The sequence below is a fragment of the Psychrobacter sp. Sarcosine-02u-2 genome, assembly GCF_002836335.1.
Lineage (GTDB): Bacteria > Pseudomonadota > Gammaproteobacteria > Pseudomonadales > Moraxellaceae > Psychrobacter > Psychrobacter faecalis.
In genome coordinates, this window is the sequence record NZ_PJBX01000179.1 from 29,348 (window position 1) to 46,469 (window position 17,122).

At 43.6% G+C, this 17,122-nt stretch carries 12 protein-coding genes; 9 read left to right on the plus strand and 3 right to left on the minus strand.

The features are described 5' to 3' along the window. Position 1 precedes the first annotated feature (1 nt). Positions 2-493: an acyl-CoA thioesterase gene (locus CXF58_RS12970; RefSeq protein WP_102077754.1), complete on the plus strand. Its 492-nt coding sequence runs from the start codon at positions 2-4 to the stop codon at positions 491-493. A 138-nt stretch (positions 494-631) separates the two neighbouring features. On the opposite strand, the gene ribBA is transcribed toward CXF58_RS12970, so the two are convergent. Continuing rightward, positions 632-1,744 carry a bifunctional 3,4-dihydroxy-2-butanone-4-phosphate synthase/GTP cyclohydrolase II gene (gene ribBA / locus CXF58_RS12975; protein ID WP_068407844.1) on the minus strand — a complete coding sequence of 371 codons (1,113 nt, stop codon included), beginning with the start codon at positions 1,742-1,744 and terminating at the stop codon, positions 632-634. Positions 1,745-2,042: 298 nt separating this feature from the next. Then, the gene (locus CXF58_RS12980; RefSeq protein ID WP_102077755.1) at positions 2,043-3,332 is read right to left on the minus strand and encodes a replication-associated recombination protein A; all 1,290 of its coding nucleotides are present in this window, start codon (positions 3,330-3,332) and stop codon (positions 2,043-2,045) included. Positions 3,333-3,559: 227 nt separating this feature from the next. Here CXF58_RS12980 and CXF58_RS12985 point away from each other — a divergent pair, with 227 nt between their 5' ends. Both CXF58_RS12985 and CXF58_RS12990 read left to right on the plus strand, forming a co-directional pair. Next, positions 3,560-4,135, plus strand: coding sequence for a type IV secretion protein Rhs (locus tag CXF58_RS12985; protein WP_369811315.1), 576 nt, complete (start codon positions 3,560-3,562; stop codon positions 4,133-4,135). 139 nt (positions 4,136-4,274) lie between these two features. Further along, positions 4,275-5,288, plus strand: coding sequence for a hypothetical protein (locus CXF58_RS12990; RefSeq protein ID WP_102077757.1), 1,014 nt, complete (start codon positions 4,275-4,277; stop codon positions 5,286-5,288). 91 nt (positions 5,289-5,379) lie between these two features. On the opposite strand, the gene gltA is transcribed toward CXF58_RS12990, so the two are convergent. Continuing rightward, positions 5,380-6,660, minus strand: a complete 1,281-nt coding sequence (gltA, locus tag CXF58_RS12995) for a citrate synthase (protein ID WP_102077758.1) — start codon at positions 6,658-6,660, stop codon at positions 5,380-5,382. Between the two features lie 1,165 nt (positions 6,661-7,825). Between gltA and sdhC the strand changes: the two genes are divergently transcribed. The 6 genes from sdhC to odhB all read left to right on the plus strand — a co-directional run bounded on the left by sdhC (position 7,826) and on the right by odhB (position 17,061). Then, on the plus strand, positions 7,826-8,212 hold the full coding sequence (gene sdhC / locus CXF58_RS13000) for a succinate dehydrogenase, cytochrome b556 subunit (RefSeq protein ID WP_102077759.1): 387 nt from the start codon (positions 7,826-7,828) through the stop codon (positions 8,210-8,212). Between the two features lie 2 nt (positions 8,213-8,214). Continuing rightward, on the plus strand, positions 8,215-8,619 hold the full coding sequence (gene sdhD / locus CXF58_RS13005) for a succinate dehydrogenase, hydrophobic membrane anchor protein (RefSeq protein WP_102077800.1): 405 nt from the start codon (positions 8,215-8,217) through the stop codon (positions 8,617-8,619). A 458-nt stretch (positions 8,620-9,077) separates the two neighbouring features. After that, positions 9,078-10,928: a succinate dehydrogenase flavoprotein subunit gene (sdhA, locus tag CXF58_RS13010; protein ID WP_068407838.1), complete on the plus strand. Its 1,851-nt coding sequence runs from the start codon at positions 9,078-9,080 to the stop codon at positions 10,926-10,928. A 193-nt stretch (positions 10,929-11,121) separates the two neighbouring features. Then, positions 11,122-11,832, plus strand: coding sequence for a succinate dehydrogenase iron-sulfur subunit (locus tag CXF58_RS13015; RefSeq protein WP_068407835.1), 711 nt, complete (start codon positions 11,122-11,124; stop codon positions 11,830-11,832). Positions 11,833-12,760: 928 nt separating this feature from the next. Continuing rightward, on the plus strand, positions 12,761-15,643 hold the full coding sequence (locus CXF58_RS13020; RefSeq protein ID WP_068407832.1) for a 2-oxoglutarate dehydrogenase E1 component: 2,883 nt from the start codon (positions 12,761-12,763) through the stop codon (positions 15,641-15,643). A gap of 155 nt (positions 15,644-15,798) precedes the next feature. Continuing rightward, positions 15,799-17,061 carry a 2-oxoglutarate dehydrogenase complex dihydrolipoyllysine-residue succinyltransferase gene (odhB, locus tag CXF58_RS13025; protein WP_068407829.1) on the plus strand — a complete coding sequence of 421 codons (1,263 nt, stop codon included), beginning with the start codon at positions 15,799-15,801 and terminating at the stop codon, positions 17,059-17,061. Positions 17,062-17,122 lie beyond the last annotated feature (61 nt).

A 17,122-nucleotide genomic window follows, 5' to 3' on the forward strand; every position in this document is an offset into this window, starting at 1 on the left:
GATGAGTGCTTTTGAACAACACACAAACGTAAATAATAATAGCGTAGATGACAACCGTCCTAGCGAGCTAGCGCATTATCCAATTATTCATCAGCAGCCGATCCACTGGGGCGAGATGGATGCCTTTAATCATCTAAATAACGTGGTCTATTATCGTTATGCGGAATCAGCACGGATTGGTTACCTGCAAGCGCTCGGTATGTTTGATGGCAGTATGGTGACGGTATTGGCGCAATCAAGCTGCCAATATTTACGCCCGGTGACCTATCCCGATACGTTATTACTAGGCGTGCGTTGCCAGCGTTTGGGTAATACCAGTATTGTGATGGAATATAGCTATTATAGCTGCGCTCAAGAAGCGATTGTCGCGACCGCTGATGCCGTTATCGTCCGTTTAGACAGTGATGGTAAGGATAAATTGCCGTGGAGCAATGAGGAGCGTGAGCGTTTATTGGCACTAGAGGCAAAATTTAATCATACGCCCGAACTTTAAAAAATTTAAAAACTTTGAAAAGTCGGCCAAATTATTAAGTATCAATATCACTAAAATGATACCGTCAAAAATAAAAAGGCACGCTAAATACTATTAGCGTGCCTTTTTTATGTTGCTGTACTTTTTAATTTCTAGGCTTTATTTTTGCTTAGGCGCATGAATAAAGTCTACTACATTTAAATCAAAACCTGACAGCGCATAAAACTTCATCGGTGACGACAGTAAGCGCATATCACGCACGCCCAAATGACGTAAAATCTGTGCGCCAACCCCGATACTGCGATAAGGCTGCTGAGCGATGGTAGACATGGACTGATTTTCAGCCGCTTTATCCAGCGCCTCTCCCAAGTCAATCGGCTGATGATTGCCGATCCAAACCAACACGCCGCGCTCTGAATTGTTTATTTCTTCTAGGGCTGAGCGTACGCTCCAGCCGCTACGACCAGTGGTGTCATTTTTCGCCGCAAACAAGTCACGTAAAGGATGGAAGCCATGTACACGAACGGTACTGACGCCTTCGCTGACATCACCTTTTACCAAAGCTAAATGAGTTTCGTCTGCACCAAACTCGCGGAAACGGTGCAAGGTAAAGGTACCGTATTCGGTCTCAAACGGATGGGATTCGACTTCTTCGACCGTTTGCTCATTGGCGATGCGATAGTTAATCAAATCGGCAATCGTCCCAATTTTAAGACCATGCTCTTTGGCAAATATCTCAAGGTCATCACGGCGCGCCATCGTGCCATCGTCTTTAATGATCTCAACGATAACGGCTGCTGGCTCCAACCCTGCTAGGCGGGCCAAATCACAACCTGCTTCGGTATGACCGGCACGGTGCAGGACGCCGCCATTTTGTGCCATGATTGGGAAAATATGCCCAGGCTGGACGATATCTTCTGGTTTTGCTGAAGAAGACACTGCTGCTTGAATGGTACGTGCGCGGTCAGCGGCAGAAATACCTGTGGTCACGCCTTCAGCCGCTTCAATAGAAACGGTGAAGTTGGTGCTAAATTTTGCCTCGTTGCGGTCAGACATTAGCGGCAATGCCAGCTGTTGGCAGCGCGCTTCTGACAAGGTTAAGCAAACCAAACCACGCGCGTGGGTAATCATAAAGTTGATATCATCAGGGCGCACGTGGGTCGCGGCCATGATGATATCGCCTTCGTTTTCGCGATCTTCGTCATCCATCAAGATGACCATTTTACCAGCACGAATGTCTTCGATAATCTCAGGAATCGTATTTAAACTCATAGGAAGTCTCAATATTTTATTATGTATAGATGGGTTTGATGATAAGGTTAAATTATTATTTGTCTATTGTAGCAGCAGAGGGCGTCAAGCGCTGTTGTAAAGCATGGCGTGGCTTAATAACAGCCATATAAATAACAGCAATAAGCAAAAAAATTGCTGCGCTCAATTGACTTGTATATATCATTATGAGGCTATTTTAACGCTTTTCATCCTACTGTGCTGCGTCATCTTGCCAGTATGTCCATTAATCGCTTAAAAATAGCGATAAGTATTATCAATGATGCATGCAAATATGCTGTTATTCATTACTAGCCGCTTGACCCTTTAGCCAGTCCATAAACTGCTTGCTGTGCTGCTCGCGCTGATTGTCAGCAAATTCATAAAAACTGGTGCCGATTAAATTGTTCGGTAGATAGCTTTGCGGATAATAATGATTGGGGTAGTCATGGGGATAAGTGTAGCCTTCACCATAACCTTGATTGCGCATCAATTTGGTCACGCCATTACGCAAATGCAGCGGTACAGGCGAGGCGTCTTTTTCTGCCAAGGCCATTGCCACATTGATGGCTTTATAAGTGCTGTTACTCTTGGCGCTGGTCGCCAGATAAACCACCACTTGCCCCAAGATAATGCGCGCTTCTGGCATGCCGATAGACTGTACGCTACGCAGTGCAGCATCGGCAAGGAGTAGGGCATTTGGATTGGCATTACCAATATCTTCGCTGGCTAAAATCACCAAGCGCCGTGCGATAAAATCAGCAGGCTCGCCACCAACCAGCATCCGCGCCATCCAATATAGCGCCGCATCAGGGTCGGAGCCGCGTACAGATTTTATCATGGCCGAGATGATATCGTAATGCTGCTCGCCATCTTTATCGTAGCGCACTAGCGCCGTCTGAGCGACCCGAGCGACCAATTCATCATTGATAATTAATGGCGATTGTTTGCTATCTGCCGTTTGAATGGCAAGCTCTAATAGATTGAGCGCTTTTCTGGCATCACCGTGTGCCAATTGGCTAATTGTCTCTTGTGCCTGCAAATCAACTTTTAGGTTTTTAAGAATATTATCTTCTGCTAGCGCGCGCTGCAATACGGCGCTGATTTGCTCAGGCGTCAGCGGCTCTAAACGATACACTTGGCAACGCGATAGCAGGGCGTTATTCACACTAAACGACGGGTTTTCAGTCGTCGCCCCAATTAACGTAATATCACCTGACTCTACCGCGCCAAGTAACGCATCTTGCTGCGCTTTATTAAAACGGTGTATCTCATCGATAAATACCACCGGCGATTCAAAGCTTAGTGAATCCTTGGTATCTAAAACCTCACGTAATTGCTTCACGCCCGTATTTAACGCCGATAACGCATGAAAAGGTCGGCCAACCGCATCAGCCAATAGCATAGCGATGGTGGTCTTCCCAATGCCTGCTTCGCCATGCAAAATAATCGACGGCAGGTGCCCTTGCTCAACCAAGCGCCGTAACGGTGCGCCTGCTGCTAACAGGTGCTCTTGTCCAATAATAGCGTCGAGCGTCTTTGGGCGCATGCGCTGAGCAAGGGGCGTATCGGCATGAAAATTGGGTGGCATAAAAATCTCTATTATCAATTAAACGACTGTTTTTTGTATTGTTTTGACTATAGCTAGGCTAACGCAGATTTACGTTAATAAAAGTCAGCTAAGTGTACAGCTTATGTCTTAAAGGCTTTGTTTTACGCGATTTCGACCTTATTAATGGTTTATCAGTTATGACCAATCATGTTATAACGAATTATCAAATATAAAACCAGCAACCAATACAAGGTAAGACACTTATGCTGTCGCTATCTGCTTTCAAGCGTTTATTTAAACGCGCTGAGTCTCTTCGTGCTAGGCCTCTTAAAGCTACCAAGCAGCGTTCACGGCAGCTGACTGCTGGAGAGATAGCACTGGCTCGTTCGGTGTTCGGCGATAGTATCCGGCTTGAGCAAGTTCAGCTAAAAACAGCATTCTGGGTACTAAAAAATTACGCTGTCAGTCCTAATGGTAATATTTATTTTCACCCGGCCGACTGGGTCACAGATTTTAGCCAATCATCATTGGGTAAGCAAAGCTGGCTTATTCATGAATTGACCCATGTGTGGCAATTGCAGCAAGGTCTTAAAGTTGTGCGCGGCGCTATGATTAATCGCCGCTATGATTATGTCCTTAACGCTGGCAAACCCTTTTTCAACTATGGTATCGAGCAGCAAGCACGCATGGTGCAAGATTATTTTATCAGTCGGCAGCACGGTCGCGATTGTCAGGGTTTTGAAAATTGTATTCCTTTTTTAGCGACACAAAGAATCGATAACAGCCACGACCATAATAAAACTCGCGACGAACATAAAACTCATGACACAGTTAAAGTTTAATCTTTCTTTTATCCTATAATATTTATATGATGACTGAAACTTTTGATAATAATAACAAGCTGCTAGAGATATAGAAAAACAAAATAGCTAGTAGTCTCAATATATAAGCGAACTGCTTTTAATAAGGATGAGAACTCGGATGTTTAAAAATTTATTAACAAAGCCTGATAGTGAGACTCATCATACCTGTATAAATGCAGGGTCGCTAAATAAAGCAATGATGTCGCCGCGTACCCGCTCCTTGCTAGCCGCCGCTATGACTGGGGTTTTGTTGTTAAGCGGCTGTCAGCAGCAAGCAGAAGCACCAGTAGCTGATAATAGTCAACCCAAAGAAAAAACTAGCGTAGAGGACAGTCAGCCGATGCGCAAAAGTGACTCTGCGGCTGCGCGTATAGAGCAGTTTCAGCCGTTGTACCTTGCGCAAGCAAAAAGCCTACAGCAGCGTTTGCAAGCTGAATATGAATCGCTACAAGCGGCAGATGCCTCAGACAGTGGCAATGATTTGTTACCTGATAGTACAACTGCTGTGTCAGTAGACAATGCTAAGCCGTCTAATACCGCTAATCGAGTTGCAAATAATACAGATTCTGAGCAAATAGCAAAACCACCTGCTACGGATTCAGCCGCAGCTATGGACAATAATAATAGTGAGTCAGACGTTAGCAACGACCCTGAAGTCGACGCCAATGCGACTACGGACACTGATATCAATACCAGCACTGAAGTGGGCGAGCGTGATTTAACCGTACTTAAGCGTATCAGTTTAGAGCCGCGTAAACCAGTGATGTTGACAGATGAGCAGATTATAGACAGTTATCAGCAAGCGATGGAAGCCCTTTATCAGCCTGTGACCACGCTGCTTAGTGCGGAAGATGTTGATACTCTAATCAATATCGCGACATTGGTGCCGCAGGTATTCGAACATGCAGAAATCGCCGGTAGACTTAGTGCAAAAAGTCCAGCGCTGGCGCGTTTGATTATTCAGCATCAAGTTTGGGAGCAGATAGAAGCCCAACAAGTGATGGATATGCAGCAGATGAAACTCAATCAGCAGCAAGAGTTTGAGAGACTGATGGCAAAATTTAATGAAACCATCCAAGGTTATGACGAGCAAATTGCCAAATATGAGCAGACCTTAAAAGAGTTTCAATAAAGTGTGACTTTTTATTTCTTTATTGAATTTAGACCATAAAAAATCCCGCTCAAGTAGCGGGATTTTTTATGCTGCTAATAACAATAGCTGACTATTTACGATCTTCAACTTTAACGAAGTCGCGATGCGTTTCACCAGTATATAACTGACGAGGGCGACCGATTTTGAACGGTGCGCTGTGCATTTCTAACCAATGGCTGATCCAACCAGAAGTACGCGCGAGTGAGAAGATAACGGTAAACATTGACGTTGGGATACCGATGGCTTTTAAGATAATGCCAGAATAAAAATCAACGTTTGGATACAAGTTACGCTCAACGAAGTACGGGTCTTCTAAAGCGATTTTCTCAAGCGCCATCGCAAGCTCAAGCTTAGGATCATTGATACCCAATGCACCTAGTACTTCATCGCAAGTCTCTTTCATTACTTGTGCGCGTGGGTCAAAGTTTTTGTAAACACGGTGACCAAAGCCCATCAGTTTTACTTCACGGCTTTTTACTTTTTCCATGAATTCAGGGACGTTTTCTACCGTACCGATTTCATCTAGCATCTCAAGAACAGCTTCGTTAGCGCCGCCGTGTGATGGACCCCAAAGGGCAGCGATACCTGCAGCGATACACGCGTAAGGGTTGGCACCAGTAGAACCTGCTAGACGTACAGTAGACGTTGAAGCGTTTTGCTCGTGGTCAGCATGCAAAGTAAAAATTTTGTCCATGGCGCGAGTAATCACGTCATTGGTTTCGTAGTCAACATCAGCAGGGGTTGCAAACATCATGTATAAGAAGTTTTCTGCGTAATTGAAATCATTACGTGGATACATGAACGGTTCGCCCTGTGAGTATTTATAACTCATTGCTGCAAGCGTTGGCATTTTAGCGATTAGACGAATAGCGGTGATTTCACGGTGTGCTTCATTGCTGACGTCTAAGTTGTCATGATAAAACGCTGATAGGGCACCAACGACACCAACCATAATCGCCATTGGATGGGCGTCACGGCGGAAACCTTCAAAGAATTTACGTAATTGGTCATGAACACCGGTGTGCTTACGAACCTTTTCATAGAAATCCGCTTTTTGCTCAGCGTTTGGTAGATCACCATGAATCAACGCATACGCCACTTCTAGATATTCAGCATTGTTTGCTAACTGGTCGATAGGGTAGCCACGGTGTAATAACTCACCTTTACCGCCATCAATATAAGTAATCTTAGATTCAACAGGGGCGGTTACTTTAAAACCAGGGTCATAAGACCAAAAACCTGAATCTTGTAGAGCAGCAATATCGATAACTGGGCGCCCTAAAGTACCTTCAATAATAGGAAGTTCGTATTCTTCACCATTTACGCTTAATTTGGCATTGTTGTCAGCCATAAACTGCTCTCCATTGTTTGTAACTTGTTAGAATAAAAATATATCGACGCATACCCTCGCGTCTTCACTAGTTAAACGGTCAAAAAAATTTAACCCATTTAATATGCAGGCTATATTAGCAGTTATTACTGAGGTTTTGAAAAGACTTTTAGCAGTAATGTCTGTAATAGGTGTGCGTTAGTCGTGCTAAACGACTGTAAACTTTGTATCAAAATATGTCTATTCAGTAATTTAGCGGTAATTCAGCAGCAAGTCCGCTGGTTGCTTCTAATGTAATGATTCTCATTAACATTATAATAATTAAGACTTTATTACAAGATAAACGTCCGTCATATTTGCAGCAACGCACCATGGCATAGACAGAGTATGCGTAACCGACAGATTAATTTGGATCAAAAATTGATTCTGAAATACCAATACTAATAAATTCGCCTTACCAATAGCTAGCTTTTTGTTAAATAATCACCGATAACCACTATTTAGGGGATAAATTTGTAATTATGGCGCAGTCATTTTATAATTGGAGGGATTTAACTGGCACTAGCTTTGCGCAAATGAATAGGCTACTCTGATAAAACTATTGGTAAAGCCCAGCTTTATTGAGACTTTTTGATGATTGACTGTTCGGTTGATAGACTAAATCCCGACTTATCGTTTGAATATTCTTGTTAACTGTTCTATTTTTAAATAGTCAACAGTGAAGTTTGCCTTAATAAAAAATGATACTCTACAGATGATATTATGGCGTTATCTTTTTTGTTGATGCAACGTCGTAAAAATAGAATAGTTAATCGATTTATCCCATATTATGAACTCCATGTAACCTCTTTATTTTGTATAAAGGGTGTGAATGATTTGTCATAAAAAGGGATTGTCACTTCAGTGAGCGATAGGGAAGTCTATAACCACTTTATAAATGGAAACTACCCAAATAGCAACTAAATAAACAGTCGCTACGGGCACAGATTTTATTTATAGAGTTTATCTGAACGTCAGATAAATAAGACTTATCGACCTTGCATATTTAGCGCAAATGAAACGACGTCAGCTAGCCCTTCCTTACTTTATTCATCTCATGTGTTGCTTGCCGCTTGTAGAATAGTATTGATAAATAGTATTCGTATAATGCGTTGATAGCTGATACAGGAGTATAACCGCAAAAAGGATGCCCGCTGTGAAAAGCAACCGACCTATTAATCTGCCCTTAAGCCAAGTGATTAGCGTTAACCGCTCACCGATTGCAATTGCTTCTATCTTGCATCGTATCTCTGGCATTGTTTTATTTCTACTTATCCCAGTCATGCTGTGGTTATTACAGAATTCTTTGGCATCGGCTGAGAGTTTTGAAACCGTGTTTGACAATGTCTTTATTCGCTTTTTAGCGTGGATTTTCGTCGCCGCCATTGCTTATCACTTCGTGATGGGCGTGAAGCATTTATTTGCTGATAATGGTCAAAATGAAGAGCTACAATCGGCGCGTATGGCGTCTGTTGTCAGCTTAGTGATTGCAGCGATTTTAATTGTCGCGTCATTTGTATGGGTGATGTTCTAATGATAAAAAATGATTCAGGAATCAAAAGCGCCACCGGTCTAACAAGCTCAGGTACCCGTGATTGGATGGTCCAACGTATCAGTGCGGTTATTCTAGCCGTTTACAGTGTGGTGTTGCTGGGCTTTTTCTTAACCCATGGCAATGTAACCTTCATTGAATGGTCTGATTTTATGACCAGTTTACCGATGCGTCTGTTCAGCTTGTTGGCTATTTTGGCATTGGCTGGTCACGCGTGGGTGGGTATGTGGACGGTATTTACCGACTATATTACCTCTGGCAAGATGGGTGAAAGCGCGCCTAAACTGCGTTTATTTTTACAAACATTGATGATTATCGCTATTTTAGTCTTCCTATTTTGGGGCATTATGATTTTTTGGGGTAACGGCTTCGGTGTTGTTGCTGTTTAACTTTTTATCATACCGGTAAATATTTATTCATAGGCTATTTATAAGCGTAGTATTAGCAGCCATATATCGATGAATAATAACGGATGAATCTAACCGCATTTATAGCCTTACTGATTTAAAAGCGTTTAGAGAATAAAATCCGTTAGTAGCCAAAATAGACAGAGCCAATCATAGCGTTGGGTATTTCTCAATTTAACTTATCACTGATACCAGTGCATTATTAAGCAGTTGCATAACAGTTAGACCGATAGTTAAATAAACAGATAAGCCCAATATAACGATAGATATGCAAGTTAAGTGGTCAAAAGGTATTGATAGCAGATTTTGATGGTTGAAATTATTGTCAGTAGCGTGAGCGCAAATATTAGCCGACATTGCCGCATGATAAGACAGAAACCAGCATAGACATCAGCCTTTTTATTTACTTCTAAGCATTAACAGGCATTAGGAAAACCGTAATGGCAACTAGACAAGATAATACCATTAGCAATATTAAAACCCTGAACTATGACGCGGTCATCGTTGGTGGCGGCGGCTCAGGTATGCGTGCTTCATTGCATTTGGCCGAAGCGGGCATGAAGGTTGCAGTCTTGACCAAAGTATTCCCAACCCGTTCGCACACCGTTGCAGCGCAGGGCGGTATCGGCGCAAGTTTGGGTAACATGAGTAATGACAACTGGCACTTTCACTTTTATGATACCGTGAAAGGGTCAGATTGGTTAGGTGACCAAGACGCCATTGAGTACATGTGCCGCGAAGCGCCGAAAGTAGTATATGAGCTTGAGCACATGGGTATGCCGTTTGACCGTAACGAAGATGGCACCATTTATCAGCGTCCATTTGGCGGTCATACCTCAAACTATGGCGAAAAAGCCGTACAACGTGCTTGCGCTGCTGCTGACCGTACGGGTCACGCGCTATTGCATACGCTTTATCAGAAAAACCTACAGCAAGGTACAGAGTTCTTTATCGAGTGGATCGCGCTTGATTTGATCAAAGATGAGGCCGGTAACATCAATGGCGTTATCGCGCTTGAGCAAGAAACCGGTACGGTTGCGGTATTCCAATCACCAATTACTGTGTTAGCCACAGGTGGTGCTGGTCGTATCTTTGCGGCTTCTACCAACGCTTATATCAATACAGGTGACGGTATTGGCATGGCGGTTCGTGCAGGTATTCCATTGCAAGATATGGAATTCTGGCAGTTCCACCCAACCGGCGTTCATGGTGCCGGCGTACTATTGACCGAAGGTTGCCGCGGTGAAGGCGCTATCTTACGTAATAAAGATGGCGAAGCGTTCATGGAGCGTTATGCGCCCACCGTGAAAGACTTGGCACCACGTGACTTGGTATCACGTTCGATGGACCAAGAAATCAAAGAAGGTCGCGGCTGTGGTCCAAATGCTGACCATATCGTGATGGATATGACCCATTTGGGTGTTGACACCATTATGAAGCGTTTACCATCAGTATTCGAGATTGGTAAAAACTTTGCCAACGTTGACATCACTAAAGAGCCAATTCCAGTTATCCCAACCATTCACTATATGATGGGCGGTATTCCAACCACGATTCATGGTCAGGTGATTGTACCGGATCTAGAAGCGGGTACCGATGAAGACGGTCTATATGCCAAAGGCAACGTCGTTAAAGGTCTTTATGCAATCGGTGAGTGTGCGTGCGTTAGTGTGCATGGTGCCAACCGTTTAGGTACCAACTCGCTACTTGATTTATTGGTCTTTGGTCGCGCTGCTGGTAAGCATATCGTTGATGAATTCCATCATGCTGACCATAACTACAAGCCGCTTGATCCACATGTGCTTGATTTCACTGTGCGCCGTTTAGACAAATTGCAACAATCAACTTCAGGCTACAATGCGCAAGACGTGGCTGACGAGATTCGCGCCATTATGCAAAAGCATGCCAGTGTATTCCGTACGCAGGCGATGATGGATGAAGGTGTTAAGCAGATTTTAGCGCTTGCTGATAAAATCGACCAAATCCATTTGGCTGATAAATCACAGGTCTTTAATACTGCGCGTATCGAAGCGTTTGAAGTAGCCAACTTGTATGAAGTGGCAAAAGCGACGATGATATCGGCCGCTAACCGTCATGAAAGCCGCGGCGCGCACAGTGTTTCTGACTATGATCGCCCAGAAGATGATGATTATGCACCAAACGGCCGTAACGATAATGATTGGATGAAGCATACCCTATGGTATTCTGAAGGCAATCGTATTATCTATAAGCCTGTGCGTAAAGTGCCATTGACGGTCGATTACGTCGAGCCAAAAGTTCGCGTTTATTAATTCTAGCCCCTGTAGTTTTGAGCATACAGCTTTGTGTATACATAGAATTAACGTTTTATCCCTTATTTAATAAAAGGTGAGCGCCAGCGATAAGCTTTTATCAGCGCTATGGTTTAATCATAGCGCTGATAAATAGCAGTCTTTAGACTGTACGCTTGTGAGCCCGCATCACCAATGTGTGGAGTTTAGCATTATGAGCCGAGGTACTCGCACCATCGAAATCTATCGCTACGATCCTGATGTGGACGCAGCGCCGCGCATGCAAACTTATACGATTGAGTTATTGGACTCAGATCGTATGTTGCTTGACGTGTTATTACGCCTAAAGAAAGAAGATGAAACCCTTACTTTCCGTCGCTCGTGCCGTGAAGGCATTTGCGGTTCAGATGGCATGAATATTAATGGTAAAAATGGTCTAGCTTGTCTGATTAACATGAACACCTTGCCTGAAAAAGTAACGGTTCGTCCATTACCAGGTTTGCCAGTGGTTCGTGATTTGGTCGTCGACATGAACCAATTTTATGAGCAATACGAAAAAGTTCATCCGTTCTTAATCAATGACCAGCCAGCGCCAGCAACCGAGCGTTTGCAGTCACCTGAACAGCGTGAAAAATTGAACGGTTTGTATGAGTGTATTTTATGTGCTTGCTGTTCAACCAGCTGCCCATCATTCTGGTGGAACCCTGATAAGTTCTTAGGTCCAGCAGCACTATTGAATGCCAACCGTTTTGTATCTGACAGCCGCGATACTGATATTCGTGCTCGTCTAGGGCGTTTAGAAGATCCGTTCAGCTTATTCCGTTGCCGCGGTATCATGAACTGCGTGTCAGTATGTCCAAAAGGCCTAAATCCAACCAAAGCCATCGGTCATCTGCGCAATTTACTGATCGATCAAGCAGGTTAGTCTACCATTTATTGGTAATTAGCTTTATAATAGCGCTGTTAAAAAAACACCACCTCTCATTAGGTGGTGTTTTTTATTCAAGGTTATCAGCATTAAACTGTCAGTTATAAAGCTAGCATCACAAAACTGATATTTTAGACGGTATTGTTGATGGGCAGTGGTGACTCAGTCAATGAAAGTAAGGCTGTATTAACAATACGTTGCTTGTATGTAAGAGGGCATGCTATATCGTACGCATGTCTATATAATTGATTACAACCGTATATTTTCGCGCAGATTCATTTAAAGGTAGTGATTAACCATAAATGTTTATATCGCTCAAAATCTATAGAAATGCAAAAAGTAGGCTATAAATTTAGCTAAATCTTAGCGATAGCGCCGTTATTTGTTCATATAAAAATTAACTAGTTGCGAGAAATGATAGTTGATATTCATTTCGTAAATACCTAGTATTGAACAAACAAACTATGGCGTGTTAGGCAGTCATGTTACCCTATACAGCACTATATCTTTGGCGTAATATCGCCTATATTTCTACCATAGCAAGACACTTCAGCGGAAATAGCCAATTAAAAGGCTAACTGAAGACAAAATTTTTTGAGTAAAACCATGCTATTAACAATTTGGTTATAGCTGCAAGCATTATATATAAATTAATGTTGTCAAACGAGCCACTAAAGAAAACCGACCGTTCACAAATAATTTTAATAGTAAGCATGGTATTGCAATTATCTTTTTTATAACGAGATAGCTTGGGTAGGATGTTTTTTATTGACCAAGAGCGGTAACTTGTAGATATGGTTAATAAAAAGATAATGTTAAGACAAGTTTTAATGGTAAAAAGCGACGATTGATGTCGCTAACCTATAACGAACAACACAATAATAAGCACGATTCCATTCATTTATCTATCAAATAGACGATTATTATGAATAGTATAACTAAAGAAACTGCGAGCCTAGATCATACTGAACTGGCTGCCGACAATGCTCAATATATCGAAGCGCTCTATGAGCAATATCTAGATGATCCTAGTAGCGTTGATAACGATTGGCAAGCGTATTTTGAACAATACAAAACGCCAAACGATGCCAAGCACAATGCTATTAAAGATCAGTTTTTGTTGCTTGCGCGCAATCAAACGGCGAACAAAGTAAGCACTGAAGCATCAGCTTCAACAGTTGGTAATTCAAACTGTGCTGACCCAAAGCAAATGGGCGTGCAGCAGCTGATTTCAGCCTATCGTCGCCGTGGTCATCGCCGTGCTAAGCTTGATCCGTTAGATTTGCATCCACGTGCAGAAGTGGAAGATTTAACCCTTGCCTATCACAATCTTTCTGAAGCCGACCTTGATACCGTATTCCCAACCAATGATTTAAATATTGGTAAGGATGAAGCGACGCTACGTGAAATCATTGAGATCATGGAGCGCGTCTACTGCCGTTATATCGGTACGGAATATATGCACGTGACCACCAGCACCGAAAAACGCTGGATGGAAAAATACCTAGAAACCAATCTGGGTTATATCGAGTTTGATAAAGAAAAACGTCTCTCAATCCTTGAGCGTTTAACCGCTGCCGAAGGCTTAGAAAAATATTTGGCTCGTAAATATACGGGTGTTAAGCGTTTTGGTCTAGAAGGTGGTGAGAGCTTTATTCCTGCTATCAATGAAATCATCCAACGTGCTGGCGGTTATGGTACTAAAGAGATGGTTATCGGTATGGCTCACCGTGGTCGTTTAAACTTGTTGGTTAATATTTTGGGTAAAAACCCTGCCGATTTGTTTGATGAGTTCGATGGTAAAGTGCAGCCAGAAAAAGGCTCAGGTGACGTTAAATATCATAATGGTTTTTCATCGAACGTGATGACACCGGGCGGTGAGGCGCATTTGGCATTGGCGTTTAACCCATCGCACCTTGAGATTGTCGCACCAGTATTGCAAGGTTCGGTACGCGCCCGTCAAGTTCGCCGTAATGACCAACCACTACAAGATAACAAAACAGGCAACTCTGTACTACCGATCGTTATTCATGGCGATGCGGCATTTGCAGGCCAAGGTGTGGTGCAAGAAACTTTTCAAATGTCACAAACCCGCGCTTATACCACGGGCGGTACAGTACATATTGTTATTAATAACCAAGTTGGTTTTACCACCAGTCGTCAAGAAGATGCACGCTCGACTGAATATTGTACTGATGTTGCCAAAATGGTGCACGCGCCTATCTTGCACGTAAACGGTGATGATCCTGAATCAGTGGTTTTCGCGGCGCAATTGGCATTAGATTACCGTCATGAGTTTGATAAAGACATCATTATTGACTTATTTTGTTATCGCCGTAACGGTCATAACGAAGCCGATGAACCATCAGCGACTCAGCCATTAATGTACGCAGTGATTAAGAAATTACCAACCACTCGCACTATCTACGCACAGCAACTGATCAAAGCTGGCGTGTTGAGCGAGAGTGAAGCTCAGCAGTACGAAGATGAATATCGTGAGTCGTTAGACCGCGGTGAATACGTTGCCAGCTCTCTAGTGAGTCAGCCTAACGAAGAGCTCTTCGTTGATTGGAAACCTTACTTAGGTCATGATTTGGTTGACGATTGGGATACCAGCGTCGATATCGAAGTGCTAAAAGGCTATGGTCGCCGTATGGCAGAAATGCCAGAAGGTTACAAGCTACAACGCCAAGTACAAAAAATGGTCGAACAGCGCCTAGCTATGCAAACTGGCGAAGAACCACTTAACTGGGGCGCCGCTGAAACACTAGCCTATGCATCATTGGTTGACCATGACAATGTCTTGGTACGTATTACTGGTGAAGATGTGGGCCGTGGTACGTTCTCGCATCGCCACAGTGAAATCTATAACGTCAATGACGGCAGCATGTATGTGCCTCTTTCACATATCAGTGAGACGCAAGCGCGCTTTGCTACTTACAACTCATTGTTATCAGAAGAAGCGGTACTAGCCTTCGAATATGGATATGCGACCACAGTTCCTAATGCGCTAATCGTTTGGGAAGCACAGTTTGGTGACTTTGTGAACGGTGCACAAGTGGTGATTGACCAGTTTATCTCAAGTGGTGAGACTAAGTGGCAGCGCGTTTGTGGTCTAACGATGTTATTACCACATGGCTTTGAAGGTCAAGGTCCTGAGCATTCATCTGCTCGCCTAGAGCGCTTCTTGCAGTTATGTGCTGAAGACAACATGCAAGTGATTACGCCAACGACCCCAGCGCAAATCTATCATGCCCTACGTCGTCAAGCGGTACGTCCGATTCGTAAGCCATTAATCGTCATGTCACCGAAGAGTTTACTACGTCACAAATTGGCAACTTCAACTCTTGAAGAGCTGGCGAACGGCAAGTTTGAGACAGTATTGCCAGAGATCGATCAGCAAAATGCCGACAACGTAACGCGTATGGTGCTGTGCGGCGGTAAAGTTTACTATGACTTATTAGAACAACGCCGTGCGCTAGGTTTAGATCATGTAGCGATTGTGCGTATTGAGCAGCTATACCCATTACCAGAAGAGCGTTTGATTGCTGAGATTGAAAAATATAGTAACTTAGCTGAGATTGTTTGGACGCAAGAAGAGCCACTTAACCAAGGTGCTTGGTACTATCTAGCGCCGCATATGTTCCGCATTGTTGTGCCGCATCCAACCAAGGCAAAAGTCATGGAGCCGGTCGCACGTCCTGCTAGTGCGGCGCCAGCGACAGGATCTCCAAAACTACATGTTCAGCAGCAGCAAGCACTCATTGCTGGTGGTCTTGGCATCAGTGTGGATGAGCTATCTAAATAGTAGTTGGCTTAAGCAACAGATTATATAAGATACACGAATCAGGCGATAACAGTCCGTACCGCTATTACCATTAAAGTAAGACGATTGAGAATGGTATTGACTGCCTATCACGACTTAATAATAAAGAGTAATATCAATATCTAAGGAGTATATCGATGGCTGAAATTAAAGCCCCCGTTTTTCCAGAATCGGTTGCCGATGGCACCCTCGTGGAATGGCATGTCACTGAAGGTCAAGAAGTTAGCCGCGACGACTTATTGGCTGAAATTGAAACTGATAAAGTGGTATTAGAAGTGGTTGCACCTGATAACGGTGTGGTTACCAAAATCGTTAAGCAAGTTGACGATACGATTTTGTCAGACGAGCTAATCGCCGAGTTTGAAGCTGGTGCTAGCGGTAGTTCTGCTGGTGGTAGCAGCGATAGTGCTGATGAGCCTGCAGTTGACCCAGATCAACCAGCAGCGCCAGTACAGCCGAAACAAGCTACCGATGGCGGTGAGCCAGTCCAAGCGACAGATAAAAAAGACGAAGCGGATCATAAAGACCAAAGCCCTGCGGTACGAAAAGCGGCGAAAGAATCTGGCGTTGATCCTAAAAATGTCGAAGGCAGTGGTCGCGGTGGTCGTGTAACCAAAACCGACATGGCAAACCCAACGCTAAAAGCTGATAGCTCTATCAAATCTGATAGCGGTCGTCCAGTTGCTGAATCAACCGGTGAGCGTACTGAAAAACGCGTACCAATGACGCGTCTACGTAAGACAGTTGCTAACCGTCTACTGGCTGCCTCACAAGAAACAGCGATGCTAACCACGTTTAACGAAGTCAACATGAAACCGTTGATGGATATGCGTGCTAAGTATAAAGAGCAATTTGAAAAGCGCCATGGCGTACGTCTAGGCTTTATGTCATTGTTTATTAAAGCGGCGACTGAAGCACTAAAACGCTTCCCAGCGGTTAACGCGTCACTAGACGGCGATGACATCGTTTATCACGGCTACTATGATATCGGTGTTGCCGTATCTTCAGATCGTGGTTTGGTCGTTCCTGTATTGCGTGATACCGACCGCATGAGTATGTCTGATGTTGAGGCTAAGATTCGTGAGTTTGGTGGTAAAGCACAACAAGGTAAACTTGGTCTTGATGACATGACTGGCGGTACGTTCACCATTTCAAACGGCGGCGTCTTTGGTTCACTCATGTCAACGCCTATCTTGAATCCACCACAAACTGCTATCTTAGGTATGCACGCTATCAACGATCGCCCAATGGCAGTCGACGGTAAAGTTGAAATTTTACCAATGATGTACCTAGCACTATCATATGATCACCGTATGATTGACGGCAAAGAAGCGGTACAGTTCTTAGTTACTATCAAAGAGTTGGTCGAAGATCCAACCATGCTACTCCTAGACCTGTAAGCTTTTAAGCTTGTATCGGTAACCACTGATACAAGCTTTTTCACTTTGGACGAGGAGATTG

Bases quoted from the DNA above. Each gene is read 5' to 3' on its own strand.
- CXF58_RS12970 (WP_102077754.1), top strand. From the start codon at position 2: ATGAGTGCTTTTGAACAACACACAAACGTAAATAATAATAGCGTAGAT.
- ribBA (WP_068407844.1), bottom strand. From the start codon at position 1,744: ATGAGTTTAAATACGATTCCTGAGATTATCGAAGACATTCGTGCTGGT.
- CXF58_RS12980 (WP_102077755.1), bottom strand. From the start codon at position 3,332: ATGCCACCCAATTTTCATGCCGATACGCCCCTTGCTCAGCGCATGCGC.
- CXF58_RS12990 (WP_102077757.1), top strand. From the start codon at position 4,275: ATGTTTAAAAATTTATTAACAAAGCCTGATAGTGAGACTCATCATACC.
- gltA (WP_102077758.1), bottom strand. From the start codon at position 6,660: ATGGCTGACAACAATGCCAAATTAAGCGTAAATGGTGAAGAATACGAA.
- sdhC (WP_102077759.1), top strand. From the start codon at position 7,826: ATGCCCGCTGTGAAAAGCAACCGACCTATTAATCTGCCCTTAAGCCAA.
- sdhA (WP_068407838.1), top strand. From the start codon at position 9,078: ATGGCAACTAGACAAGATAATACCATTAGCAATATTAAAACCCTGAAC.
- CXF58_RS13015 (WP_068407835.1), top strand. From the start codon at position 11,122: ATGAGCCGAGGTACTCGCACCATCGAAATCTATCGCTACGATCCTGAT.
- CXF58_RS13020 (WP_068407832.1), top strand. From the start codon at position 12,761: ATGAATAGTATAACTAAAGAAACTGCGAGCCTAGATCATACTGAACTG.
- odhB (WP_068407829.1), top strand. From the start codon at position 15,799: ATGGCTGAAATTAAAGCCCCCGTTTTTCCAGAATCGGTTGCCGATGGC.